The 20,785-nt window shown below is 39.8% G+C and carries 32 protein-coding genes; 10 read left to right on the top strand and 22 right to left on the bottom strand.

Annotated elements, in window-relative coordinates; all coding sequences use genetic code 11:
- Positions 1–25 precede the first annotated feature (25 nt).
- From D1970_RS08815 to D1970_RS08800, 4 genes are all read right to left on the bottom strand, one after another.
- Entirely contained in the window at positions 26–793 is a 768-nt protein-coding gene (locus D1970_RS08815) for a conserved phage C-terminal domain-containing protein (RefSeq protein ID WP_119112498.1), read from the bottom strand.
- Positions 794–808: 15 nt separating this feature from the next.
- Positions 809–1,015: a LexA family protein gene (locus D1970_RS08810; protein ID WP_119112497.1), complete on the bottom strand. Its 207-nt coding sequence runs from the start codon at positions 1,013–1,015 to the stop codon at positions 809–811.
- 127 nt (positions 1,016–1,142) lie between these two features.
- A complete protein-coding gene (locus D1970_RS22290) occupies positions 1,143–1,826 on the bottom strand; it encodes a Rha family transcriptional regulator (protein WP_181213239.1) in 684 nt (227 codons plus the stop codon).
- Positions 1,827–1,835: 9 nt separating this feature from the next.
- Complete coding sequence (locus D1970_RS08800) at positions 1,836–2,057, bottom strand: helix-turn-helix domain-containing protein (RefSeq protein ID WP_119112496.1); 222 nt, start codon at positions 2,055–2,057, stop codon at positions 1,836–1,838.
- 210 nt (positions 2,058–2,267) lie between these two features.
- Here D1970_RS08800 and D1970_RS08795 point away from each other — a divergent pair, with 210 nt between their 5' ends.
- On the top strand, positions 2,268–2,486 hold the full coding sequence (locus D1970_RS08795; protein WP_119112495.1) for a helix-turn-helix domain-containing protein: 219 nt from the start codon (positions 2,268–2,270) through the stop codon (positions 2,484–2,486).
- A 102-nt stretch (positions 2,487–2,588) separates the two neighbouring features.
- Complete coding sequence (locus D1970_RS08790; RefSeq protein ID WP_119112494.1) at positions 2,589–2,798, top strand: hypothetical protein; 210 nt, start codon at positions 2,589–2,591, stop codon at positions 2,796–2,798.
- 83 nt (positions 2,799–2,881) lie between these two features.
- Here the strand turns inward: D1970_RS08790 and D1970_RS22045 are convergent, their stop codons facing one another.
- From D1970_RS22045 to D1970_RS08735, 14 genes are all read right to left on the bottom strand, one after another.
- Positions 2,882–3,193 carry a hypothetical protein gene (locus D1970_RS22045; protein ID WP_142921006.1) on the bottom strand — a complete coding sequence of 104 codons (312 nt, stop codon included), beginning with the start codon at positions 3,191–3,193 and terminating at the stop codon, positions 2,882–2,884.
- 38 nt (positions 3,194–3,231) lie between these two features.
- Positions 3,232–3,621 carry a hypothetical protein gene (locus D1970_RS08785; RefSeq protein ID WP_119112493.1) on the bottom strand — a complete coding sequence of 130 codons (390 nt, stop codon included), beginning with the start codon at positions 3,619–3,621 and terminating at the stop codon, positions 3,232–3,234.
- Positions 3,608–3,934 carry a helix-turn-helix transcriptional regulator gene (locus tag D1970_RS08780; protein ID WP_119112492.1) on the bottom strand — a complete coding sequence of 109 codons (327 nt, stop codon included), beginning with the start codon at positions 3,932–3,934 and terminating at the stop codon, positions 3,608–3,610. The genes D1970_RS08785 and D1970_RS08780 overlap by 14 nt, the downstream gene beginning before the upstream one ends.
- Entirely contained in the window at positions 3,934–4,101 is a 168-nt protein-coding gene (locus tag D1970_RS22285; protein WP_181213238.1) for a hypothetical protein, read from the bottom strand. The genes D1970_RS08780 and D1970_RS22285 overlap by 1 nt, the downstream gene beginning before the upstream one ends.
- Positions 4,098–4,568, bottom strand: a complete 471-nt coding sequence (locus D1970_RS08775) for a YopX family phage-derived protein (RefSeq protein ID WP_119112491.1) — start codon at positions 4,566–4,568, stop codon at positions 4,098–4,100. Before D1970_RS08775 ends, D1970_RS22285 begins: the two co-directional genes overlap by 4 nt.
- Positions 4,565–4,945: a YopX family phage-derived protein gene (locus D1970_RS08770; protein ID WP_181213237.1), complete on the bottom strand. Its 381-nt coding sequence runs from the start codon at positions 4,943–4,945 to the stop codon at positions 4,565–4,567. Before D1970_RS08770 ends, D1970_RS08775 begins: the two co-directional genes overlap by 4 nt.
- A 333-nt stretch (positions 4,946–5,278) precedes the next feature.
- Positions 5,279–5,968, bottom strand: coding sequence for an ERF family protein (locus D1970_RS08765; RefSeq protein WP_119112489.1), 690 nt, complete (start codon positions 5,966–5,968; stop codon positions 5,279–5,281).
- Between the two features lie 123 nt (positions 5,969–6,091).
- Entirely contained in the window at positions 6,092–6,571 is a 480-nt protein-coding gene (locus D1970_RS08760) for a siphovirus Gp157 family protein (protein ID WP_119112488.1), read from the bottom strand.
- A 12-nt stretch (positions 6,572–6,583) separates the two neighbouring features.
- Positions 6,584–6,793, bottom strand: a complete 210-nt coding sequence (locus D1970_RS08755) for a YqaI family protein (protein ID WP_119112487.1) — start codon at positions 6,791–6,793, stop codon at positions 6,584–6,586.
- A complete protein-coding gene (locus D1970_RS08750) occupies positions 6,790–7,056 on the bottom strand; it encodes a hypothetical protein (protein ID WP_119112486.1) in 267 nt (88 codons plus the stop codon). Before D1970_RS08750 ends, D1970_RS08755 begins: the two co-directional genes overlap by 4 nt.
- Positions 7,057–7,265: 209 nt before the next feature.
- Positions 7,266–7,499 carry a hypothetical protein gene (locus D1970_RS08745; protein ID WP_119112485.1) on the bottom strand — a complete coding sequence of 78 codons (234 nt, stop codon included), beginning with the start codon at positions 7,497–7,499 and terminating at the stop codon, positions 7,266–7,268.
- Positions 7,500–7,559: 60 nt separating this feature from the next.
- Positions 7,560–7,808 carry a hypothetical protein gene (locus D1970_RS08740; protein WP_119112484.1) on the bottom strand — a complete coding sequence of 83 codons (249 nt, stop codon included), beginning with the start codon at positions 7,806–7,808 and terminating at the stop codon, positions 7,560–7,562.
- 38 nt (positions 7,809–7,846) lie between these two features.
- Positions 7,847–7,987 (bottom strand): hypothetical protein, encoded by a 141-nt coding sequence (locus D1970_RS22280; RefSeq protein WP_181213236.1) that lies wholly within the window; start codon positions 7,985–7,987, stop codon positions 7,847–7,849.
- Between the two features lie 46 nt (positions 7,988–8,033).
- Positions 8,034–8,228 carry a helix-turn-helix domain-containing protein gene (locus D1970_RS08735; protein WP_119112483.1) on the bottom strand — a complete coding sequence of 65 codons (195 nt, stop codon included), beginning with the start codon at positions 8,226–8,228 and terminating at the stop codon, positions 8,034–8,036.
- A 155-nt stretch (positions 8,229–8,383) separates the two neighbouring features.
- On the opposite strand from D1970_RS08735, the gene D1970_RS08730 reads away from it, so the two are divergent.
- The gene (locus D1970_RS08730; RefSeq protein ID WP_119112482.1) at positions 8,384–8,719 is read left to right on the top strand and encodes a helix-turn-helix domain-containing protein; all 336 of its coding nucleotides are present in this window, start codon (positions 8,384–8,386) and stop codon (positions 8,717–8,719) included.
- Between the two features lie 529 nt (positions 8,720–9,248).
- Positions 9,249–10,676 carry a recombinase family protein gene (locus tag D1970_RS08725; protein WP_181213235.1) on the top strand — a complete coding sequence of 476 codons (1,428 nt, stop codon included), beginning with the start codon at positions 9,249–9,251 and terminating at the stop codon, positions 10,674–10,676.
- A gap of 216 nt (positions 10,677–10,892) precedes the next feature.
- Here the strand turns inward: D1970_RS08725 and D1970_RS08720 are convergent, their stop codons facing one another.
- A complete protein-coding gene (locus D1970_RS08720; protein ID WP_119112480.1) occupies positions 10,893–11,090 on the bottom strand; it encodes a hypothetical protein in 198 nt (65 codons plus the stop codon).
- An 88-nt stretch (positions 11,091–11,178) separates the two neighbouring features.
- On the opposite strand from D1970_RS08720, the gene D1970_RS22275 reads away from it, so the two are divergent.
- The gene (locus tag D1970_RS22275; protein ID WP_498071989.1) at positions 11,179–11,325 is read left to right on the top strand and encodes a DUF8096 family protein; all 147 of its coding nucleotides are present in this window, start codon (positions 11,179–11,181) and stop codon (positions 11,323–11,325) included.
- Positions 11,326–12,005: 680 nt separating this feature from the next.
- Here D1970_RS22275 and D1970_RS08715 read toward each other — a convergent pair.
- The gene (locus D1970_RS08715; protein ID WP_119112479.1) at positions 12,006–14,588 is read right to left on the bottom strand and encodes a helicase-related protein; all 2,583 of its coding nucleotides are present in this window, start codon (positions 14,586–14,588) and stop codon (positions 12,006–12,008) included.
- A 224-nt stretch (positions 14,589–14,812) separates the two neighbouring features.
- Here D1970_RS08715 and D1970_RS08710 point away from each other — a divergent pair, with 224 nt between their 5' ends.
- A complete protein-coding gene (locus D1970_RS08710) occupies positions 14,813–15,703 on the top strand; it encodes an alpha/beta fold hydrolase (protein ID WP_119112478.1) in 891 nt (296 codons plus the stop codon).
- A gap of 59 nt (positions 15,704–15,762) precedes the next feature.
- On the opposite strand, the gene D1970_RS08705 is transcribed toward D1970_RS08710, so the two are convergent.
- A complete protein-coding gene (locus D1970_RS08705; protein WP_119112477.1) occupies positions 15,763–16,050 on the bottom strand; it encodes a YxcD family protein in 288 nt (95 codons plus the stop codon).
- Positions 16,038–16,460, bottom strand: coding sequence for a hypothetical protein (locus D1970_RS08700; protein WP_119112476.1), 423 nt, complete (start codon positions 16,458–16,460; stop codon positions 16,038–16,040). The genes D1970_RS08705 and D1970_RS08700 overlap by 13 nt, the downstream gene beginning before the upstream one ends.
- A 452-nt stretch (positions 16,461–16,912) precedes the next feature.
- Between D1970_RS08700 and qoxA the strand changes: the two genes are divergently transcribed.
- The 4 genes from qoxA to qoxD are packed head-to-tail and all read left to right on the top strand — an operon-like array spanning position 16,913 to position 20,781.
- Entirely contained in the window at positions 16,913–17,920 is a 1,008-nt protein-coding gene (qoxA, locus tag D1970_RS08695) for a cytochrome aa3 quinol oxidase subunit II (RefSeq protein WP_119112475.1), read from the top strand.
- Positions 17,910–19,886 (top strand): cytochrome aa3 quinol oxidase subunit I, encoded by a 1,977-nt coding sequence (qoxB, locus tag D1970_RS08690; protein ID WP_119112474.1) that lies wholly within the window; start codon positions 17,910–17,912, stop codon positions 19,884–19,886. Before qoxA ends, qoxB begins: the two co-directional genes overlap by 11 nt.
- The gene (gene qoxC / locus D1970_RS08685; RefSeq protein WP_119112473.1) at positions 19,876–20,481 is read left to right on the top strand and encodes a cytochrome aa3 quinol oxidase subunit III; all 606 of its coding nucleotides are present in this window, start codon (positions 19,876–19,878) and stop codon (positions 20,479–20,481) included. The genes qoxB and qoxC overlap by 11 nt, the downstream gene beginning before the upstream one ends.
- Entirely contained in the window at positions 20,482–20,781 is a 300-nt protein-coding gene (gene qoxD / locus D1970_RS08680) for a cytochrome aa3 quinol oxidase subunit IV (RefSeq protein WP_119112472.1), read from the top strand.
- Positions 20,782–20,785: the final 4 nt, after the last annotated feature.

Genomic DNA, 20,785 nt, shown 5'->3' with positions numbered 1-20,785 from the left:
CCGACTGCAGCTAGGGCAGCGATTGTCAGAAACCGAAATTGTATTTATCCCCATCCTCTGGGATATTGAATTGAGGTTGATCATAACTTCCTCCCTTTTGGTTTAGGTAGGATTCAAATTTAGTGCCAAACAGTGTTTCTGGCCGTAAGAATTTAACCATCTTCGAGTCTGTAAGCCATTCTGCTGTTTTGATGTCAATTACTGCTTTGAAGTCATCCAGTGTAAAGCCTTCATTTATTCTGGCTTTGATTAATGACTGTGTTTTTTTAGAAGTTGATCGGTAAGAAGTTTTAGCCACATCGTTGAGATAGGTTACTATCTCGACAAAGGGTATATTATTCTTCTTCTCTTCTTCTTCTCTTTCTTCTTCTCTTTCTTCCCCCGAGTCTATACATACCGTATCGATACCGTATCCTAACCGTTTGGCAGCTATACGATAATCGTTTGCAAACTGTTGCTCTTTAACCTTTTCAAGCTCTTTTTCAATGCAATTGATTACCTTTGGACTGTTGATAAAATTATAGTTAATCCAGTTCTTGAGCATGATTTCTCTCGTTCTGTCTGAATAAGAAATCTTTCCGTAATCAATAAACCGCTGAAGTAACTTCTCAACCGTTTCCCGGTTATATCCTGTTTCTGTCTCGATTATCCTTTTCGGCAACTCATATATGCCACATTGGGATGTCTTGCTGTTCGTCATTAAGTAAATATAGAAATATTTTTCTTCTGGCGTCAGATCAAGAACAAAACCGTCTTGCCAGTACTCGACATGAACCTGTCTGTATTTAGCCACGAACATCCACTTCCCTTACACTTTAAGTATCCTGATTGTCCTTGGGCTTCTTTCAATAAAAGTGATATATCCACTCTTCTTTAGAGCTGTTAAATGATGATGAATTGACGAAGTTGATAATAAGCCAACAGCTTCCCCAACCTCACGAAAAGACGGAGAATAGCCGTGTTCCTCTATATAATTAGTGATAAACATCAGTATGTTTCGTTTTGTTGTATTCATAATGGTTCTCCTTCCGAGATACAGAACACATGCTCCTGTAGCCAAAACCATATTTTTGGTATATAATTTGGCTACAGGATCATATTATTTAACAAGTCGTTTAAAGCTTGTCTAGTTGTTGGCGCAACTAGGCTATTTTTTTGTCCAAAAGACGAGAGATGTAGTCCACACCCTTAGCTGTTACATAGGTTTGTGGCTTATTGATGACTTGTCGGCCCATTGTGATAGGCTTTTCCTTTACTACAAAGTATCCTCTGTCAATGAATTGCTGGTACGGTGTATTGTCACCCATGAAAATCTTGTTATCTCTCAAAAAAGCGAACAACCTGTTTCGACCAATCCCCAAAGCCTTAGCTACCTGACCAACCTTCTGGTAATTATCTCCGCTGATGAACTTGTCGTGCGCTTCCACTTTCGGCTTGTCTAACTCAATTCTTTCTTGTAGATCCGCAGCCAGCCGCAAAGCTTCTGAGAATGTAGTTGGTACAGCGAATTGTTTTTGCAGCTGCTCTTTGATTCTTTTAAACTCTTGGATGAACTTCACTTTCATTTGTACAGCTTCTTTTGTGTTGTAACTCATTGCCACTAAAGTAAAGGCATCCTCTGTTAGATTAATCTTCGGTCTTGGCCGATTATTTTTATCAAAGTATTGGCACTCCTGAAAATTCAGGGCAGCGAAATCCCCGCCAGCATACTCGGCTTGCTTTCTAATATCTGATAAAACATTGTCATGCCTTTTCTCAAACACTTCAGCCACAGTCAGACTGTCGGTAACAGCCTGTCCTTGCTCAATAAAGACTAATTGATTCATAAATTCCTCCTATTCTGCTTTTTCCAGATAAAGCATGTCTTTCAAATCACAATTTAATTCTTTGCAAAGTGCTTCGATTAATTCGCCATCAAGCTTGTTTTGTTGTTGATTAGCGAATCGGAGAAGTCTTGCGTATTTAAACTCTTTCATGCTGCGCTGTTTCGAGAGTTCGAGCAAAGATCGAAAACCATCTTTAGCCAACAGGACTCTCAGGTTGTTACGGATTGGCATTGATGCACCTCCTTTTCCGTTTACTACCTTTATAATTAAATTTTACACCTTTGTAGTAAATTTAGCAAGGAATAATCTACTACTTAGGTATAATTTTTGAAACCTTAAGCATAAGATAAACGTATAAAAGTTATAAAATGTTTTACAAAGGTGATAAATAATTATATAATTAAGTCAAAATTACGCATACACAAAGAAAGGTGAATAGAAATGATTAGAAACAGACTCGCTATCGTCATGGCTGAGAAAGGAATCAAGAGTGTATCGGAGCTTCAACGGATTATTGATGACAAAGGTTTAAGTATCAGCCGCCGTACACTTGATAAGTTTTACAATAACAAGAACAATAATGTTTCTTATGACACCCTGGAGACTTTATGCCACGCTCTTGATATTGAGCTTCATGAACTACTCGCACTTGGAAAGTAATAATGTATTACATTGTTTTATGAAGGATCACGACAACGCATAATTTCACCACCTATGTATTTTTGTATTACACAAACTTATTAAAAAAGGAGAGTACCCCAAATGGCTCACAAAAGAAAGAACTGTAAGAACTTATCATTCTGTTATTCAATTCCTGAAAACCTTTACAACGAGGTTCAAAATTACCGTTTTAAGAATGAAATCGAGTACCGCAATGAAGCACTAAGTGAATTGATTGAGAAAGGCTTAAAATATGAAGCGTTAGTCGAACGTCATAAAGCTAAAAAGAAGAGGGAAAGAGTGCTTGTGTAGAGTACATGAGCACTCTTTTCTTTTGTTCTCAATATATAATACGTGTGAGAATGGAAAGTCGCGCACTTTATTCGGATTGTGTATTAAACGTGCTTTCCACAGATACAACATTCTGTATGTGATGGTTCCTTTACAGCTTCTCCTGCTATTGTTGTCCAAATGGTATCTGTTATTGGATGATGACATTTCCCTGAATCTATAAAGCGTTTTTGCCGTTCGCTTTGACGCTCATTTACGTATTTACAGCGAGCGCACACGATATATTCATAAGTAATAATCTCGCCGAATTCTTTAAAGACAACCCGTTTGCGATAATATATATCACCTTTCGCAAAAGACTTGTTGCAACATATACAATGATTTTTTAATTTTCGTAAAGCAACTTTGCGATTCATAAACTCACCCCATTTACTGCACTTTTTTGTCTACCACGTCACTTCCCACAACATGGGCAGCGTTTCTTTTCCCTTCTCCCAGGAGTGTTTAGCGCTTGATCGCGACTCCACCCCCTAGCGATTCGCTTATAAACTGTAGCTGGATGCACTTTGGCATTATTGAGTTCTTCCATGGTGAATGCTTTCTCCTGCTTCGGAATTGTGCACGCTTCCTCTGCACTCCATTTCTTCACGCTAATACGCCACTTTACAGCATCACTGCTTAGCCCTAGTGCCTTTGCTTTGTCTAAAAGGTGTTTAGGTATCTCTTTCTCGAAAGCTTCTCTAACGTGCCTTATATCACGTCTGGTGCAGTCTGCAAGAATCATAATTTGCTTGTCATTATATCCTTGTCTTCTGTACAACTTGTACAATTTACGGGTTAGCACGTTTTAGCCCTGCCCTTCTTAAATGACTCCTGACAGTCGGTTCAGATATGCCGAGTGTCATTGCTATATCTTTCAGTTTCAGCTTGTTGGAGAAAAGCTCCGCTACTCGATCCGTGACAGGCAGCACTTTCCGTCCGCAATACTTTAGCCCTGCTCCAGCTTTCCAACCGATACGATTTTTCCACTTGGCAAAGGTGGCATAAGAAACAAACAATTCTTCCGCAATCTCCGCATCTGTTTTACGTTGTGCTTTCTGATTCGTGTACCAGTCCACCGTGAAGTGTTCAGGTATTGAGATAGGTTCAGGCCCCATTACTCCACCTTCCTTAATTTCGCAAAATAAACCACAGCCACAGACTTTTGTAATGATGTTTTCACTTCAGTAACTGGTACAATGACTTCGCAGCCGCGACTGATAAGCTCAGTCACGGCTTTTTCGGCTTCTGTTCTGTTTTTGCGCCTGATTGGGATGGGGTTCATGGTTGCTCCAGGAGATCCTTGTTTTCGTATATGTTGCCAATCACTTCGATGTTGTCCAGACCCGTCCATCTAACAAATGATTTGATATCATCGGATTCGTTCAATTGCTCCCAAGACCTGTCCGGGTAACTTCTTGTATTCTCTCTTGAAATGTAGACAACCTCAGTAACTCCTGTATCAAATCTAATAGAGCCTGTATATGTTCCGGATTCTCCCCAGCAGCTGTCTGTCTCCCAAGTGAAACGGATGATATCATGTTCATAAATTCCGATACCGTTTTTGTCGTTGAGTCCGGTGTATTGCATGTACTTTAGATGATGGAGTGTTTTAAATTCATATTCTGGTTCCATTATGTCTGTTGCATTTATCCCATTAGAATCGAAAGAGAATACCACTTCATCACTTTCGCCAACAAAATACATTTTGTTTTTGACATTATCCCAAGCCCTGAATTTAATCTCTCTCATTTCTGCACCTCCAGGAGTTCCGGATTTTCGTATATGTTGCTGATTACTTCAATGAATTGATGTTTATTAAAAAATTCGTGTGCGTTCCAATTCCCAAACATAAAGCATCCGTTTAAGTATTGGACATTTTGTTCAACTTTACATTCGTGAAGACGATTCACACCCGCGACAATATCCCCCTCGTAAATCTCCTTGCCGTTCTTGTCTTTCAGTCCAGTGTATTGGAGCAGTTCGATATCCTCTTTGCTGAATACTTGAGTATCCCATTCTCTATTACTGTCTGTCATATCCAAACAAACTGAATCACTCCAAATAGTCAATACAGGAAATACTTCGTTTGTTTCAATAATTCTTGCCTTAAACTTAATTTCTCTCATTAACATCTACCTCCTGCCCTATTATCCCTTTGTATTCGAGTACAGCCATCGCACCGACAGCTGGAACAAATATGATAAAGCATGTTAAGATATAGCCCATTGGCGTTACCTCCTTCGTACTTGGTTCGAACTGTTCGTTAAGTACTCGGTAAAGATTTTAACCATTCATCCTTTGATAATGGATTTTCCGTTTTCTTGCAATACTCTTGATATTCGTACTCAATCATGCCCTCGTTGTGTTCTTTCTCTGACATATTACACATCCAACAATCGCACATTTTTATACCCCCTTACCGCGTTATTTTCAGTCAAATATGAACCTACAGAGGGCAATTAAGCCCCCTTCTTTTCTTTTTTTGCTAGTTCTTTTGTAGCTGATGTAATCCACCCTGTCAGCTTAGCAAGGATTTCCTTCGCTTCTTTAGAGGACAGTCCTGTTACATCCGCAACACCCAAAACCTTGTAAACGTCAGTGTCAGATTTCTCTCTTAGCGTTGCAAATTCGAGTACCTTTGTTTTTAATAATCCGATTTCTTTTGATGTAATAGGTTCAGGTTTACGATACTGTTCCGCTTTTTCTTGGAAGGCATCTGGATCATCTTTGTCAGTAGCAATGTTAAATTGCTTTAGGATGAAATATTTTTCTGCATAGGTTAAGGCCTTCCCGACACCTTTTTCCCCTGCGATATCTACACCCTGACCATACCAAGGGCATTCAATTGTTTCGTCGGGCTTATCTGCATTTACCCACGTCATCGTAAGGTCTAATTCAGTAAAGTAAGTAATTGTTCGCTTGGTGACATGACCATTATCCCCAATAAATTCAATTGCAGATTCGGACACTTGCTTACTAATGATTCTAGGGATAAGCAGCAGTCCTAATTCATCCATTTTTTCACGAACACTGGATAGTACCTGAGATGAACCGGTATAGTTGTATTGCTTACCTTGAGCTTCTTTTTTTAGATATGGAACAGCTTTTCTCACTTCAATTAGTTTTTGATAGATGTTTAATTCAATCATTGTCTATAACCTCCAAACTAGGCTCTACGCCTTGTTCTAGCATCATGCAATAGTCATAATCACTTATGAGTTGAAATCCATTAGAGACGGATGTGTGAGGTTTACCATTGATTAAGTAAATGTTCATTTAATCCTCACACTCCTAAGCTGTTGGATTTCACAACCAGGCACTTCTCCGCCTTCTTTCAAGAATTGGAGTACCGCCTTCTTGTCAAGATTTGGAGCAACTGGTACCATATAGTGAGAAGGTATTAACGATTCGTCCTTCACGAATACAGATGGAGGATTGTTTTGGATTGATATGGTAACGGTGGGACGTTTAATCTTATCCAATCCAGCAACCTCCAATTGATTCTGTAGGTAATCTTTTGCGTTTGAAATACGGTTTTCAATCGTTTTGCGACGATCCGCAAGCCTTTGTTCTTCTTCCTTGATTGCTTTGGCATCCGCTTCTAAGCAGCGAATCAATTTCGCCATGTTCTCTGCTTTGTCCTCAATTGCTTCTTCAATACTTTGTAATGTATCTTGAAACACTTCCGGGTCCATGACATCTGCCATTTCCAATAATTGAGTGAACGAATTTGAGAGTTCATATAATCTCACGCTTAATGCCTCCTATTCTGCTGTCTTAAACTTAAACCCATACACATCTGCTAAATACTTCTCCAGGTTATCCTGCAGTATGAGCTCCCCACCGTCTTCGGCAATGTCATCACCCACAAGTATTTCATCCCCAAAGTAGTCTGTACCGTTATGTTCCGGCTGTGCGACTATGTTCGGGTATCCGGTGCGCTCAATTTGTTCAATTGTTGGGTGGTCCCTCATTCACTTTCAACCTCCTCGAACGTTAGATCATCAATCATGTATGAAGATTCAGCCTTATTATTCAAAAGTTCGATTTGTTCATCTAAACGTTTTTTTATTTTGATTAAGTCGCCGTTTACGATATTCATTCCGAAATTGATCCCTTGGGAATAATCCAAATCCTCTGCTGCACGATTATTGCTCGCTTTGTCGTTCGTGCGAATCATCCTGTCGATGGTGTTGGAAATGAATTCGAGCTGCCACAAATCTCGTTTGATTATCATTCGGTAACCTCCTTCGCTTCATAGTCGGAATGTTCATTAAACGTTGTATGGGATTTCACTAACTTCCGCTTCGCAATCTTCATTAGACATAGTATTTAAAAGTTCTTCATCATAACCGATTTCTCTTAATAATTCTCTATCGTTTTTCATTTAAATCACTCCTTTTAATATGGTTCAATAGGTATTAAACTGTTTAGTCGAATTGTGCATTAGCCCCAGTGTCCATGACGCTTTAAAATATCAATAACTTCATCTGCATATGATTCATCTGTATTAATTACAAGATACTCATTTACAGGCTTTTTACCTTCGTCTTCTCTACGTTTTGCAATCTTGCGACCTACTGAAGCTAGATGATTACGCTCTGTTGGAGTTGATAATAAATCATACTCACTCATTTTAAGTACAATAAACTTGCGTTTAAATCCATCTAAATTAGCCATTTCCTTCATTCCTTTCTGTCGCTTTTTATGTCAACTTGAATCGTACTGCGACATTAGATGTTAAAATCCTCTAGCAATTTTCCCTGCTTTTTCTGCTAATTCTAAAAACATTTCCTCTGCTTCATACGGCGAAATTTCCAGGTAAAAGTTTAAATCGTCATACTCTCCAACTTGAATATGGAGGTAGTTTCTAAAGGTATCATAGGTGCTGAAGTGCATATTCCTAAAATCTATTTTTAGCTTAGAAATGTTTCTATCTTCGGTTTCAGTGTAGTAATCATTGCGTTTAACAATTATCTCCTGTTCCACTTCCTTTTCACTCCCTCTATTTCGTCATCTTTTGTGCCTTATGCGCCTTTGCGCTCGTTTGATTGTTGTAAAGCCGCCTCTTTCTCTTTTTTTATCAATTCCAATTCCTTCGGCAACAAATCTTTCAAAGCAATTTCAATCAGAATTCTTGATTGTTCCTCATTTAGAAAAATTTGCATATTCCTCCTCCTTATTTTCGTGATATAATCTCAATAAGTTAGAACACTATTTTAAAAAAAGAGACGGGCTAACAGAAAGACCCTTTTTACAAATTACCTCTAATTCTTCAACAGTCAATCTAGTTTGACCGTTAATGATTCTCGAGAATTTTTTGGGGTCAATCCCTGATTTTTCAGCAACAAATCCATATTTCAACCCATTTTCTTTAATGTAGTTTTTTAATTTTTCGCTTGTGCTCATGACTTGTTTCACCTCCGATTTCTAATTTTCTTAGATTTTATATCCAAATCTTACATCTAATTTTCTTAGACGTCAAGAAAAAAATCGATTATTTTTAGAAATAATTTTCTTATTATTTTAGATATGATAATATTCATATTCAGGAGTGATGCGATATGACGGTAGGAGAACGCTTACGCAGAGCAAGAGAGAAGAAAAAACTTAACCAAATGGATGTAGCCAAATTGACCAATATTAACAACAAATCATTGAGCAGATACGAGAAAGATTTGACAGAACCAAGTTTTGATACATTACGATTGCTGGCTGATGTATATGAAGTACCGATGGCATATTTTTTTGATGGAGAAATTACAAAAACGTATGATCTGGAAGAATTATTAAAAGAGAAGAAACTAACGTGGGGAGGAGAAGAACTGGACGAAGAGGAAGCAAAAAAAGCAATTGAAATATTAAATATCTTATTGAAAAAACAAAAAGACACTAATTAGCAGTGTCTTTTATGTTTTCGTAAATCTTTTGGTAATCGACATTTATTCCAAATAATGCGGCTATTAAATCTTTGATATCCAATTGGTTGTTACTTTCGTTCGATACTTGTTCAATCACTCTCATCAAAACGACTTCACCACCCTCAATTGGGAACGCTTGTTCTCGTTTATGTACATAATAATAGTACCACTAAATATTTCATTTATGAATATATGTTAAAAAGTTTTTACAAGATTACTACATAATTAGACAACATTCGACAAAATCGTCATAGCCTTATAACATTTCCGTCTTTATCGAGAATGATTTTTTTAGAAAGGTAACGTTTTTTCCCTTGGAAAAGTGCGTAAAAAACAAAATACTCCCCTTTCTTTTTTATAGCAAATATATGCAGGAACTTTGTGCTTGTTCTCATTTTTTTGAAATGGTAAATCGCAATGGCTGTTAATCTCTTGGTGGGCATAAAAAATTGTAGCTACAAAAAAATTTAATAATCAAATGTAATTAATGGTAAGGATGGTGAATAATATGAAAGCCGCGTTATACCCTCGTGTTTCCACTGAGGAGCAAAGCAAAGAGGGATATTCATTAGCAGCACAATTAGAAAAAATGAGGGCATTCTGTTTTTCCCAGGGATGGACAATTTATAAGGAATATACAGAGGAAGGCCGATCTGCTAAAAATATGGAGAGACCACAGCTGCAATCACTGTTATCTGAGTTAAATCAATTTGACGTTGTATTAGTTTACAAGCTTGATAGACTCTCTCGAAACGTAGGTGACATCAATTACCTACTTGATACATTTGAAAAAAACAATGTTGCTTTTAAAAGCGTTACAGAGCCATACGACACAACCACAGCACAAGGAAAGTTACTCATCAATATCTTTGCTTCTCTCGCTCAATTCGAACGGGAACAGCTTGCAGAACGAACACACATGGGTATGTCAAGAAAACACCAAGAAGGTTCCCGTAATGGTGGACGAGCTCCCTTTGGTTACTATTTAGACACAAACGGAAATTTGGCCATAAATGAAATTGAAGCAAAATGGGTTCGGTGGATGTTTGAGTCTTTTCATACAAAAGGGAAAAAGATGATTACAGAAGAATTAAATAAGAATGGTGTTCGAACTAGGACGGGAACTTTTTGGAATCACAGCGCAGTGGATTATGTAGTTACTAATCCTGTCTATTATGGTGCTTTAAGATGGAATTACCGTACGAAGAAAGGTAATCGAACTTATGAAGAAGTAATTGTTGAAGGAAATCACCCTGCGATCATAACAAAAGAAGTGTATGATGCCATTAAAAAGAAACGAAAAGACCGAAAAAACACTGGGTGGAAATCTCGAACCGTATACCCTTTTGCCTCCGTTTTGCGCTGTGCTCGATGTGGGCATGCTATGCATGGAGGAAAGCGACCAAGAGCTGACGGGTCAGAACATCGTTTTTATAAGTGTGCCGGAAGGTTTGAATATAAAATTTGTGACATGCCAGTGATTGCAGAAGATACGATTGAACAAGAGTTTATAAAATCCTTACACTACATAAAAGTTGAAGCTGATGTTCCGGACCAGGAAGTAGTGAATACAAAAGAAATTAAAAAGGAATTAAAACGGATTGAGGAGAGAAAATCACGCTGGAAAGAACTTTATGTAGATGGAGATTTGACCAAAAAAGAGTATAAAGAAAAAATGGATGATGAAATAGAAAAAGAGAACGAATTAATCCGTTCTCTCGAAATTAGACAAGAAACACCAACAACTGATGTCATTAACAGCATAATTGAAAACATTAAAACCAAATGGTATAACATCACGTTTGAAAACAGAAAACAGATATTGACTACTATTTTCGATACAATAAAAATCGAATGTTTAAAATCACACTCAGGAGGTCTCGGCGAAAGACCTCTTATCGAAATTAAAGACATTACCTTTAAAAAGCCTATTTAATTGGCTTTTTATTATTTTTACTATCGGTTGAGATACGTCCAACTCGGGACCCCGAAGGAACAATTATTAAATTTTAATTACGCTTAAATGATCCTTAGTGCTCAAGAGTGCTTTATTATCAATGTTTCGACGGTTTAATTGATTTTCGTAATACTCTTAAATTCTTTCGGATAATCTAAAATCTATTTAAGTATCCTACCAAAATCCTACCGTTTCCTACCGATACACCCTGCTAAGGATTGGTAGAATTTTATCACGGTATAATAAAAAAAGCAAAGGATTATTTCCTTTACTCTCCATCAAACCATTCAAAGAAGGCTTCTCTTGAATATAAGATTCAATGATTCCCTGGTCATATTCTTTCTCCAAATACTTTGGAGGAAACTTCTTTTTGCATTCATTGCATTGAATCATGATATTACCTCCAACCCTGATTTAATTATGTTATTATTTTTCTAAGAGAGGGGAGACACCAGTGGACAAAGAAAAGCAGGAATACGACATGAACATTATTTATAACTACAACGAATATCCGGACAAGGTCAGCGGCCGTTGTGATAACTGCGGCAATGCTCTCTTTAAGAGCTCGGTAAGTAATTATGTATTTATCAGGGAGTGCCGACAGTGCGGTATGAAGAAACGAATTTAGCCAGCATTAGAGCTGGCTTTTTGTATATATACACGACCAAGGATTTCCACCTTGCAGTTTGCCCATCTTCAAAGCCAGGTATTTAGCCCTTGCAATTAGGCTGACCAATCAGACTCGGAAACTTTGCGTCTACCTATTCCGCCATCGTGTAATAAAAAAAGAATTGCAAATGTGTCCCTCAGTCAATTCAAATCTTATTTGTATTTGCCCTATATACACAGGGATGCGTCCCGAAGAAATACTTGCGTTACGTTGGAAAGGCATTGATTTAGAAACATCGCAGATAAGGATTAATCAATCATTCAACCCTCTTTAGGCTATAAAAAAGGAGTAAGGACAGATTCCGGCTTCCGCCCCATCACAGTTGCTCCCACCGTTATGGCGGAATTTAAGAAACACCGGACAAAGATTGTCTAGGAAAAGCTGGCCATGGAAAACCCTTATATATCAAGGATTCGTGGTTGTCTTTTTTTAGGAGTATTCATTCCGACCCCGAAGGATAATTTTATCAAAAAAAAGGAAATGAAAAGGTTTCCTCCTGCCTTAAGCAGGAGGATGATATTGAATGACAATCTCTCATGGTGATAAAAATCAATAAAATCATTTTGGAAATATACCACCGATGATTAAGAGCAGTATAAATGCCGATTCAGCTTCCTGAATCGGCACAATACTAATGATCACCTTCGCTTGCCTCCATATCTGTGCTTATTCTTGAATCGTCCTTCATAGCAGGAATCGCATATTGGGAACTTCGCTTCATCAGAAAGCTTTTTGCCGCATCGCTTACATTTTTTTTGGTAGTTTTTCACTTCGTTTTTTAAATGCTCATGAACGTCTTCAGTAAGACCCGACCGGATACGCTCCCAATAAACCGCCTCCGTTCTCCTGTCAAGCCGGTAGAGAAATAGAAGATGCAGGCCGATCGACTTGTAGGAGCGTTCTAAATCTTCAAGCGTTCTTTTCCTGATGACTGGTTCCGGTATTTCATATTCGAAGACGATACTGTGCATAGTATCAAGCCACTGTTGCACAAGAATGCTTTCTTTTGCATCAAATGGGATATGCAGGAATCCATATAGTTCCCTCATTGGTATTCTTGCTTCAATTTCCGTACCCCGGATATATTCATAAAGCTCTTTTTCTTCAGAGAGAGACGCCTTTTTCGTCCCGGCTGGGGGTTCAAATTTGTCCCATAGCTCAAAAAACGCTCCAAGGTCCCGGTAATATCGCTGAAAACGCTCAAAAATCCCCGAGGTAGGCGCTATCGCAAAAGTAAGGACAGGTCTGTCATCCTTTGACAGCAATTCTTCCATCATTGGAATATCCGAAGTAAACGCGACCCGGCCAACTTCATATATTCCCTTTCTTCCTGCCCTCCCGGCAATTTGCTTAACCTCCTGTGAGGTGAGCCGCCTTCTCCTCGTTCCATCAAACTTTTCATTTTCAAGAAACACAATTCTTCGGATTGGCAGGTTCAGCCCCATTCCGATTGCATCTGTGGCAACGACAACCTGGGTCTCTCCGTTGATAAAACGCTGTATCTGTTTCTGCCTCGTTTCCGGAGGCATGCTTCCATAAATCATGCTCACATGATAACCGTTCCTCTGGAGCCGGGATGCCGTTTCAAGCACTTGCCTTCTGGAAAAACAGACAAGAGCATCACCTTTTTTTGTATGGGACAGCTTGAACTCTTTTTTTTCAACCTGGAGGGGAATGTCACGCGTATATTCAATCACTTCGACGTCCTCGTCCTCAAGCAATTCAAGCATCAAATCTTTCATATTCCTGCTGCCGATAATATGCACTTCACTCGCATTGGCTTTGGTAATTGCCCTGTACCATGAAAAGCCGCGAGCTTCATCTGCGATCATCTGTGCCTCATCTATCACAATCACTTCATAATGATCCTTCTCGCGGAACATCTCAACTGTACTGGACATATGGGCTGCACCTGGTACGGGCTTTTCTTCTTCTCCTGTCTTCAGGGAACACGGCACTCCATCTGCATTCAGTTTCTCGTATACTTCTAGTGCCAGCAGCCTGAGCGGAGCAAGGTATATCCCGCTCTCTGCTCTCTTCATCTTCTCCAATGCCCTGAAAGTCTTTCCAGTATTCGTCTCACCAACATGAAGAATATATCTAAGGCTCTTCCCGGCTGAAGGGGCGTATTCTTCGGCGAAAATTTCATTTAAAATCCGTTCTTCTTCCGCCTTTCTGCGTTCTTCCTCTGCCGCGATTTCCTTGAGCCTGCGCTCTCTCTCCTGCTCATCCTTTATAAACAGATCATAATGAGTTTTTTCATCAAAAGGTACATTAGAAACCCGCAGTATATCTGATAAAAATTCCTGTTGAAGTTCTTCATAGCAAGAATCAGCCAAATCCCGCAGGTCTCGTTCTATCATTTTAGTGAGGAGGTACACATCAAGCTCTTCACCATAAGCCTCTTCATAAAGCTTCTTTCGATCGCCAGGGAGGCGGTTCAAGACCATTTCAGGAACAACTTCATAAATAAAACTGAAAACAATATCTTCATATTTATCATAATACGACTCGTACTCAAATGATTTCCTACCCCAATCCAAGACCGAGTGAATTCCGCCAGTGAGTTCGTTAAAGAAGTCCGAAAGCATGTGGTAGTCATCCTGATTGAAACTGCCTTCTTCCACAAGCCTCTCTTCAAGCATCATTGGTTCTATATAACGGTATTTGGGATTAGAACCAATGTCCTTTTTAAGCCTGACTGCAGCATGGTATCTTACACGGAGGTAAATGTGTGCGATATTTTGTTCGATTACATCCTCGGCAGCTGATTTGATGATATTGTCGATCTTTTCTCTGCTTTGCTTAAGCTTAAGTTCTTCCTGTCTTTTTAAGTAGTCCTCCCTAGCTTTTTCGTAGCGCTCCTCCCAGCCATCCTGACAGTCTGCGAACATTTCATCCACCCAAGTAAATGCGTCAAAGGGCTTATGATTTTTCACCTCTCCCCTGAACAGCTTGTTAATCAGTTTACGATCGATACCATCTGTTGCAAAACCCCTATTTCTCAAGTACTCTTTTTTCTCTTTTCCCGGAATGCTGTTAGCAGCCTTGTTCAGCCAAACATTGATCCATATTTGTTCAATATAGCTTTTTCTATCTTCTCTGTAGTCCCCATAGTCCGGCAAGCTCTCGTTCCTGCCTAAGTAAAGCGTCAAATCTTCCAATAATTTTTGTTTTGTATGTTCAATCGCTTCATGATACGTTTCTTCAAATTTGCTCATAACCGTCCCCTTCTTCAAGCTCTCCGCAGTACCTATTTTCATCTATATTGCCCTGCATCCATGGCAAGAAACCATCCCACCCGATTCTGTCTGCCCCAAGAGTGGATATTTATCTCGTAACAATATGCTGTTTTGTCCATTCATAATGTATTTATTATATATTATAATCAAGGAAGTAACTTTTGGAATCGTATTGTTAGCTGAATAACCATGGAGGAGGACACATGAAATCAATATATCGGAACCCTAAAGCAAAGCAATCAATCCAGCAGCAATATGTTCAATATTTAGCTGATTTTAAGACACAGCCAGAAAGAGAATATGTTGAGACACGGTTTGGGATAACACATGTGCTAAGAACGGGGAATAAGAATGGAAAACCTTTGTTTATTTTCCAGGGAGGAAATTGTATAAATCCAATGACGCTGTCATGGTTTACAGATTCTTTCAACGACTATAATATTTATGCACCTGATACAATAGGTCATCCAGGCTTCAGTGACGAAACTAGAATCTCAGGCAAAGACGACAGTTATGCCCTTTGGATGAAAGATTTATTTGACTTTTACAACATTGAAAATACTGCTGTTTTGGGTGCTTCATATGGCGGCGGAATTTTATTAAGATTAGCAGCTTTTATGCCAGAGAAAATCGCCTGTGCCATTCTCGTTCATCCGGCAGGCATTGCGAAGGGACCAAAAAAGAACATGATTAAAGAAATACTTCTCCCCTTACTACTCTACAAAACAACTAAATCCAGTAAATATTTAAAGAAAATTACTAACGCAATGTCCACTAATCAAATCCCGGATAAAGATAGGGAAATTATCGAAATGATTTTTAATAACGTTACATTAGAAAAAGGGATGCCAAAATTAACTACAGAAAAAGAACTAATGAACTTTAAATCACCTGTTTTTGTTATCACTGGTACCCATGATATCTTTTTCCCTGATAGTAAGCTTGCAGCCCCAGCACATAAACTATTTGGAAACCTATTGGAATACAAAACTTTTCATACAGGACATTTCCCTTCCAAAAAGGAATTAAAAAGGATGAATAGAGACATATCCTGTTTTTTAGAAAAAAACTATAACACAGGTTACCCTTTATAAATCCACAGCCAATATGAAGCAGGAAAGAAACAGCCCGTCCAGATTGGACGGGCTGTTTCTTATCTTATTTTCGCAATAATTCCTTCTTCATCATCAAGCGCTAATTCTATACCAGAATAGGGATCCATTCCTAATTCTAGGTCAATCCACATCCTGAGAGCCTCAATAATATTCTGCGTAATGAGAATCTGGTTCCTGCCATTGACATGCGTCTCTGCAGAAAAACCATAATCGTCGTCATACATTAGTTCGACTCCGACATCATCAGGATTTACCTGTTTCTTTTCTGCAGTGTACAAGCAAAGGGCATTCACAATATCCTGTTCCGAAATCACTATTTCCGCCATTGGTTTTGGTCCTCATTGTAACGGTTGCGGCGTGTAAAAAAGATTCTTTTTACAAGACTGATAATGAGCAGGATTCCAAGGATATTCAGGATCATCCCGAACAGCGGGCCCATTGGCCCAAGGCTTGCCAGCATTCCGCCGAACAGGAGGCCGGCAATCCCGCCGTACATCAGGCCGCCCATAAAGCCGCGGCTTTTACTTTTAGCACTGCTGTTTCGGCTAGAACTCTTATTGTAAGTATTGTTTTGTTTGCTTTTACTAGGTGTTGAACGGTTGCTGTTATACCGTTTCACTCCCGATTTATAGCCCTTTGCACTTACAATCGTTGTCTGGTCATTAAAGACCTGTGATCCAATTGGTGAAAATACAACTGCGAAAGCCAATACGGCTGCTGCTGCTTTTTTTAACATGTAGTGTCCTCCTGTGATGGGTAGTATTGTGTTTCTGTCTAAGTACATACGTGCAGTGCTTCAAAAAAGATTCATTTTATTCACTTTTTCCTAAAATTATTTTTTAAACACATTCCAGAAATCTTAATCCACAGAAAATTCACAGCATGTTCCTTCCTATTATAATAGTGATCTTGTACAAGAGTAAAATATTAACCCTCTAACTTTACAAGTTCTGTATTCACAAATTGTTCATATTTCCGTCACCAAATCCTAATAATTTCTATGTTAAAATCATTATAAAGTAACCAGTGTGATAAATGTCACACCTTGAAGACTCAGGGAGTATTTTTATATAGCTTTGTGTGATAGATCGAGCAAACCTTCCGTTTGCCTTAGATTGTGATCATTTGAACAAGCGATACCTCCCTGTATCAATATAGCTAAACCTATTTTCGAAAGGAGCTGCAATAATGAAAGCATCCAAATTGTCCCTTGTCCTCACTACCCTGCTAGGTGCTGTGCTGCTTAGCGGCTGTGAGAACAATATGGTTGTTTTTCAGCCACAGGGACCTGCCGCCCGGAGCATTCTTGACCTAATCAACTTTTCCCTTGTCATGATGTTTGCGATCATCATTATCGTTTTTGCCCTGTTCGGCTTTATTGTTTGGAAATACAGGGAAAAAAAAGAAAACCTTGATTATGAACCGCCAGAAGAACATGGTAATACGGTGCTTGAGATTATCTGGACCCTTATACCAATCATTATCGTTGTGGCGCTTACTATCCCTACTGTTAAAACAATTTATGCGCTGGATAAAATCCCTAAAGGCTATGAGGAAAAAGAACCGCTCGTAGTCAATGTTACCTCAGCGGACTGGAAATGGATTTTTAGCTATCCAGAGCAGGGAATCGAAACAGTAAACTATGTAAATATACCGGAAGACAGGCCAATTGACTTCAGACTGACATCTGCAAGCACCATGCAGAGCTTCTGGATTCCGTCGCTTGGCGGACAAAAGTACTCCATGGCAAACGCTGAAACTCAGCTTTATCTTGTTGCTGACAACCCTGGTTCGTATATGGGCCGGAATACAAACTTTAACGGGAAAGGCTATGCTGAAATGGAATTTGAAGTCCAGTCTCAAACCCAAAAAGACTTTGACAAATGGGTTAAGGAGGTCAAAGCGACAGCTCCTAAACTTTCCGAAAAAGAATATGAAAAAATGCTTGAACCTTCGCATCTTGGCAGAAAAACATTCTCTAATACACATCTTGATTGGGTGGACCATTCCAAGGGACAGTCACAGAATTATATTAAACCAGAACTTTATAAACGTGAACATGGCTATCCTGGAAAGATATTTAAAGAAGAAAAACTGGAAACCGATCACAATCAACATGGAACGGATCATAGCCAGCATGGAAATATGAATGAAGAGACTAACGATTCACACGGAGGTGAACACAATGGGCATTAATTGGAGTGAATTTTTTGTAACAGGGGATCCACTAATTCTGGCTTCTCAGATTGCCATTGTTCTCACGTCGGTTGGCGCAGTAGCTGCCCTGACTTATTTTAAAAAATGGAAATGGCTGTGGAAGGATTGGCTGACAACTGTTGACCATAAGAAAATCGGGATTCTTTATATCCTTGTCGGAATCCTCATGTTCTTTCGCGGTGGTGTGGATGGGTTGATGATGAGGGCACAAACCTCAGTTCCTGAGAATACTTTCCTCGACGCCCAGCATTACAATGAAGTTTTCACAACTCATGGCGTCGTTATGATTCTCTTTGTAGCAATGCCTCTCCTCATTGGTGTCATGAATTTCGTTGTGCCTTTGCAAATCGGCGCACGTGATGTTGCTTTTCCGCAGTTGAACGCGCTTAGTTTCTGGCTCACATTCAGTGGGGCCATGTTGTTCAATATTTCTTTTGTAATCGGCGGCTCGCCGGATGCAGGCTGGACCTCCTATTTCCCGCTTGCCGGAAAGGAATTCAGCCCAGGGATCGGAAATAACTTTTACGCGGTCGCCCTGCAGATTGCCGGGGCAGGAACTTTGATGTCAGGAATCAACTTTGTTGTTACGATCCTGAAAATGAGAATTAAAGGTATGACAATGCTTAAGATGCCAATGTTTACATGGACATCGTTCATTACAAGCATCATTATTGTTGCCAGCTTCCCTATTTTCACTGTTGCACTTGCCCTGATGACTTTTGACCGGATTTTCGGCACTCACTTCTTTACAATATCGGGTGGAGGCATGGACATGCTTTGGGCCAACCTGTTCTGGCTTTGGGGCCACCCTGAAGTGTACATCGTTGTCCTTCCGGCATTTGGAATACTATCAGAAGTGATCTCTACTTTTGCCCGTAAAACATTGTACGGCTATAAGAGCATGGTTATTTCCATTACCCTGATTGCCGTATTGAGTATGCTAGTATGGGTGCATCACTTCTTTACGATGGGCAACAGCTCAGCAGCTAACTCCTTTTTCTCCATCACCACCATGATGATTGCCATACCGACAGGAGTAAAGGTCTTTAACTGGCTGTTTACCATGAGAAAAGGGCGAATTAAGTTTACAACGGCCATGCTTTGGGCGCTTGCTTTCGTTCCAAACTTTGTCATTGGAGGTGTGACAGGCGTCATGCTTGCAATGGCTGCGGCTGACTATCAATATCACAACACCCTGTTCCTTGTAGCCCATTTCCACTATGTACTGATACCAGGTGTCGTATTCCCGCTGTTTGCAGCATTCTACTACTGGTGGCCGAAAATGTTCGGCTATATACTCAACGAAAAAATCGGCAAATGGCATTTCTGGCTATTCACAATTGGGTTTAACCTTACGTTCATGCCAATGTTCTTCCTTGGCCTTGATGGTGCGGTACGCCGTGCATACACATATTCCGAAGAAACCGGCTTCGGACCGCTTATGCTGACATCTGCTATTGGAGCAATTATTCTGGCAGCCGGCTTTGCGGTACTCGTCTACAACATCTATTGGAGCGCACGCTATGCTGACAGGAACATTTCAAATGATCCATGGGATGCAAGGACATTGGAATGGGCTACAGCTTCACCAGTTCAACATTATAACTTTGCTGTGCTTCCAGAAGTGAAAAGTCTTGATGCTTTCTGGCATATGAAAAAGAATAATGAGATTAAAACATTAAATGAAGATGAAATTGAAGAAATCCACATGCCTAGCAATACATGGATTCCGTTCTATATGGGCAACGTCTTCCTTGTCGCAGGCTTCTTCCTTGTCTTTGAATGGACAATTGCAGCAGCCATCGCATCAATCGGCATCTTCGCTGGGCTGATTTTCCGGTCATTTGATTATGATGAGGGATTCCATGTCCATAAAGACGAAATTATCAAAACGGAAAGCAGCTGGAGAAATGTAGGCAAAGGAGTGAAAAACCATGTCAGCTAAAATCGATACTGCCCTTCCGCTCGAATACCAGACGGAACAAAACAGAATGAACATTTTAGGTTTCTGGATCTTCCTAGGCGCCGAAATCGTCCTTTTCGCGACACTGTTTGGCGTATATGGCGTACTTGGCCATCGGCATGCTGGCGGCCCGATGCAGCAAGATCTCTTTATCATCAAAGATGTCATGATCCAGACGATGCTGCTCTTGACAAGCAGCTTTACAATGGGAATCGCCATTTTTGAAATGCGCCGTCACCAGCTAAAAGGAATGCTGGTATGGCTCGTCATTACCCTGTTGCTGGGCGGAGGATTCCTTTACATGGAAATCCAGGAGTTCACCCATTATGTACATCAAGGAGCAACAATGCAGACGAGCGCTTTTCTTTCAAGCTTCTTCGTACTTCTGGGTACGCACGGCCTTCACGTAACTTTGGGGATCGGCTGGGCGGTCCTGCTGATCATACAGCTCCTACAGCGCGGCTTAACGCCAGTAACTGCCCGAAAAACTTTTATTATCGGATTATACTGGCACTTTCTGGACGTTGTATGGATTTTCATCTTTACGTTCGTATATTTAGCAGGGTTGGTGTCTTAAATGGAAAAAACAACAAAAAGTTTCCCTATCAGCCACGTTATCGGTTTCTTCATGTCTCTTCTGCTCACATTTGGAGCTGCATGGGTAGCATTGCAAACTTCGTTGCCCATGAATACAATTATTTGGATCATCGGCTCTCTCGCCGTTACCCAGGCAGCTCTTCAGCTTTATATGTTCATGCATATGAATGAAGGAGAAGATAAAGCAGCGCTGACAATCAACATCCTGTATGCAGCCTTCATTGCAGTCGTCATCGTTGCAGGTTCCATTTGGGTCATGTTCTCCGGACACTCCCACTAAGAAA

Source organism: Mesobacillus zeae, assembly GCF_003570705.1.
GTDB classification, from domain to species: domain Bacteria; phylum Bacillota; class Bacilli; order Bacillales; family Cytobacillaceae; genus Mesobacillus_C; species Mesobacillus_C zeae.
The sequence above is the reverse complement of the archived record's forward strand: the minus strand, read 5'-3'. Positions and strand labels throughout refer to the sequence as shown.

Excerpts from the sequence above, each read along its gene's own strand:
- D1970_RS22045 (WP_142921006.1), bottom strand. The coding sequence starts at position 3,193 with ATGAATCGCAAAGTTGCTTTACGAAAATTAAAAAATCATTGTATATGT.
- D1970_RS08705 (WP_119112477.1), bottom strand. The coding sequence starts at position 16,050 with ATGGCGGAAATAGTGATTTCGGAACAGGATATTGTGAATGCCCTTTGC.
- D1970_RS08780 (WP_119112492.1), bottom strand. The coding sequence starts at position 3,934 with ATGGGGCCTGAACCTATCTCAATACCTGAACACTTCACGGTGGACTGG.
- qoxD (WP_119112472.1), top strand. The coding sequence starts at position 20,482 with ATGGAAAAAACAACAAAAAGTTTCCCTATCAGCCACGTTATCGGTTTC.
- qoxB (WP_119112474.1), top strand. The coding sequence starts at position 17,910 with ATGGGCATTAATTGGAGTGAATTTTTTGTAACAGGGGATCCACTAATT.
- D1970_RS08730 (WP_119112482.1), top strand. The coding sequence starts at position 8,384 with ATGACGGTAGGAGAACGCTTACGCAGAGCAAGAGAGAAGAAAAAACTT.
- D1970_RS08790 (WP_119112494.1), top strand. The coding sequence starts at position 2,589 with ATGGCTCACAAAAGAAAGAACTGTAAGAACTTATCATTCTGTTATTCA.
- D1970_RS22290 (WP_181213239.1), bottom strand. The coding sequence starts at position 1,826 with ATGAATCAATTAGTCTTTATTGAGCAAGGACAGGCTGTTACCGACAGT.
- qoxA (WP_119112475.1), top strand. The coding sequence starts at position 16,913 with ATGAAAGCATCCAAATTGTCCCTTGTCCTCACTACCCTGCTAGGTGCT.
- D1970_RS22285 (WP_181213238.1), bottom strand. The coding sequence starts at position 4,101 with ATGAACCCCATCCCAATCAGGCGCAAAAACAGAACAGAAGCCGAAAAA.
- D1970_RS08795 (WP_119112495.1), top strand. The coding sequence starts at position 2,268 with ATGATTAGAAACAGACTCGCTATCGTCATGGCTGAGAAAGGAATCAAG.
- D1970_RS08735 (WP_119112483.1), bottom strand. The coding sequence starts at position 8,228 with ATGAGCACAAGCGAAAAATTAAAAAACTACATTAAAGAAAATGGGTTG.
- D1970_RS08750 (WP_119112486.1), bottom strand. The coding sequence starts at position 7,056 with ATGATAATCAAACGAGATTTGTGGCAGCTCGAATTCATTTCCAACACC.
- D1970_RS08715 (WP_119112479.1), bottom strand. The coding sequence starts at position 14,588 with ATGAGCAAATTTGAAGAAACGTATCATGAAGCGATTGAACATACAAAA.
- D1970_RS08755 (WP_119112487.1), bottom strand. The coding sequence starts at position 6,793 with ATGAGGGACCACCCAACAATTGAACAAATTGAGCGCACCGGATACCCG.
- D1970_RS08770 (WP_181213237.1), bottom strand. The coding sequence starts at position 4,945 with ATGAGAGAAATTAAGTTTAAGGCAAGAATTATTGAAACAAACGAAGTA.
- D1970_RS08725 (WP_181213235.1), top strand. The coding sequence starts at position 9,249 with ATGAAAGCCGCGTTATACCCTCGTGTTTCCACTGAGGAGCAAAGCAAA.
- D1970_RS08700 (WP_119112476.1), bottom strand. The coding sequence starts at position 16,460 with ATGTTAAAAAAAGCAGCAGCAGCCGTATTGGCTTTCGCAGTTGTATTT.
- D1970_RS08710 (WP_119112478.1), top strand. The coding sequence starts at position 14,813 with ATGAAATCAATATATCGGAACCCTAAAGCAAAGCAATCAATCCAGCAG.
- D1970_RS08800 (WP_119112496.1), bottom strand. The coding sequence starts at position 2,057 with ATGCCAATCCGTAACAACCTGAGAGTCCTGTTGGCTAAAGATGGTTTT.
- D1970_RS22280 (WP_181213236.1), bottom strand. The coding sequence starts at position 7,987 with ATGCAAATTTTTCTAAATGAGGAACAATCAAGAATTCTGATTGAAATT.
- D1970_RS08745 (WP_119112485.1), bottom strand. The coding sequence starts at position 7,499 with ATGGCTAATTTAGATGGATTTAAACGCAAGTTTATTGTACTTAAAATG.
- D1970_RS22275 (WP_498071989.1), top strand. The coding sequence starts at position 11,179 with ATGAACATTATTTATAACTACAACGAATATCCGGACAAGGTCAGCGGC.
- D1970_RS08720 (WP_119112480.1), bottom strand. The coding sequence starts at position 11,090 with ATGATTCAATGCAATGAATGCAAAAAGAAGTTTCCTCCAAAGTATTTG.
- qoxC (WP_119112473.1), top strand. The coding sequence starts at position 19,876 with ATGTCAGCTAAAATCGATACTGCCCTTCCGCTCGAATACCAGACGGAA.
- D1970_RS08775 (WP_119112491.1), bottom strand. The coding sequence starts at position 4,568 with ATGAGAGAGATTAAATTCAGGGCTTGGGATAATGTCAAAAACAAAATG.
- D1970_RS08810 (WP_119112497.1), bottom strand. The coding sequence starts at position 1,015 with ATGAATACAACAAAACGAAACATACTGATGTTTATCACTAATTATATA.
- D1970_RS08765 (WP_119112489.1), bottom strand. The coding sequence starts at position 5,968 with ATGATTGAATTAAACATCTATCAAAAACTAATTGAAGTGAGAAAAGCT.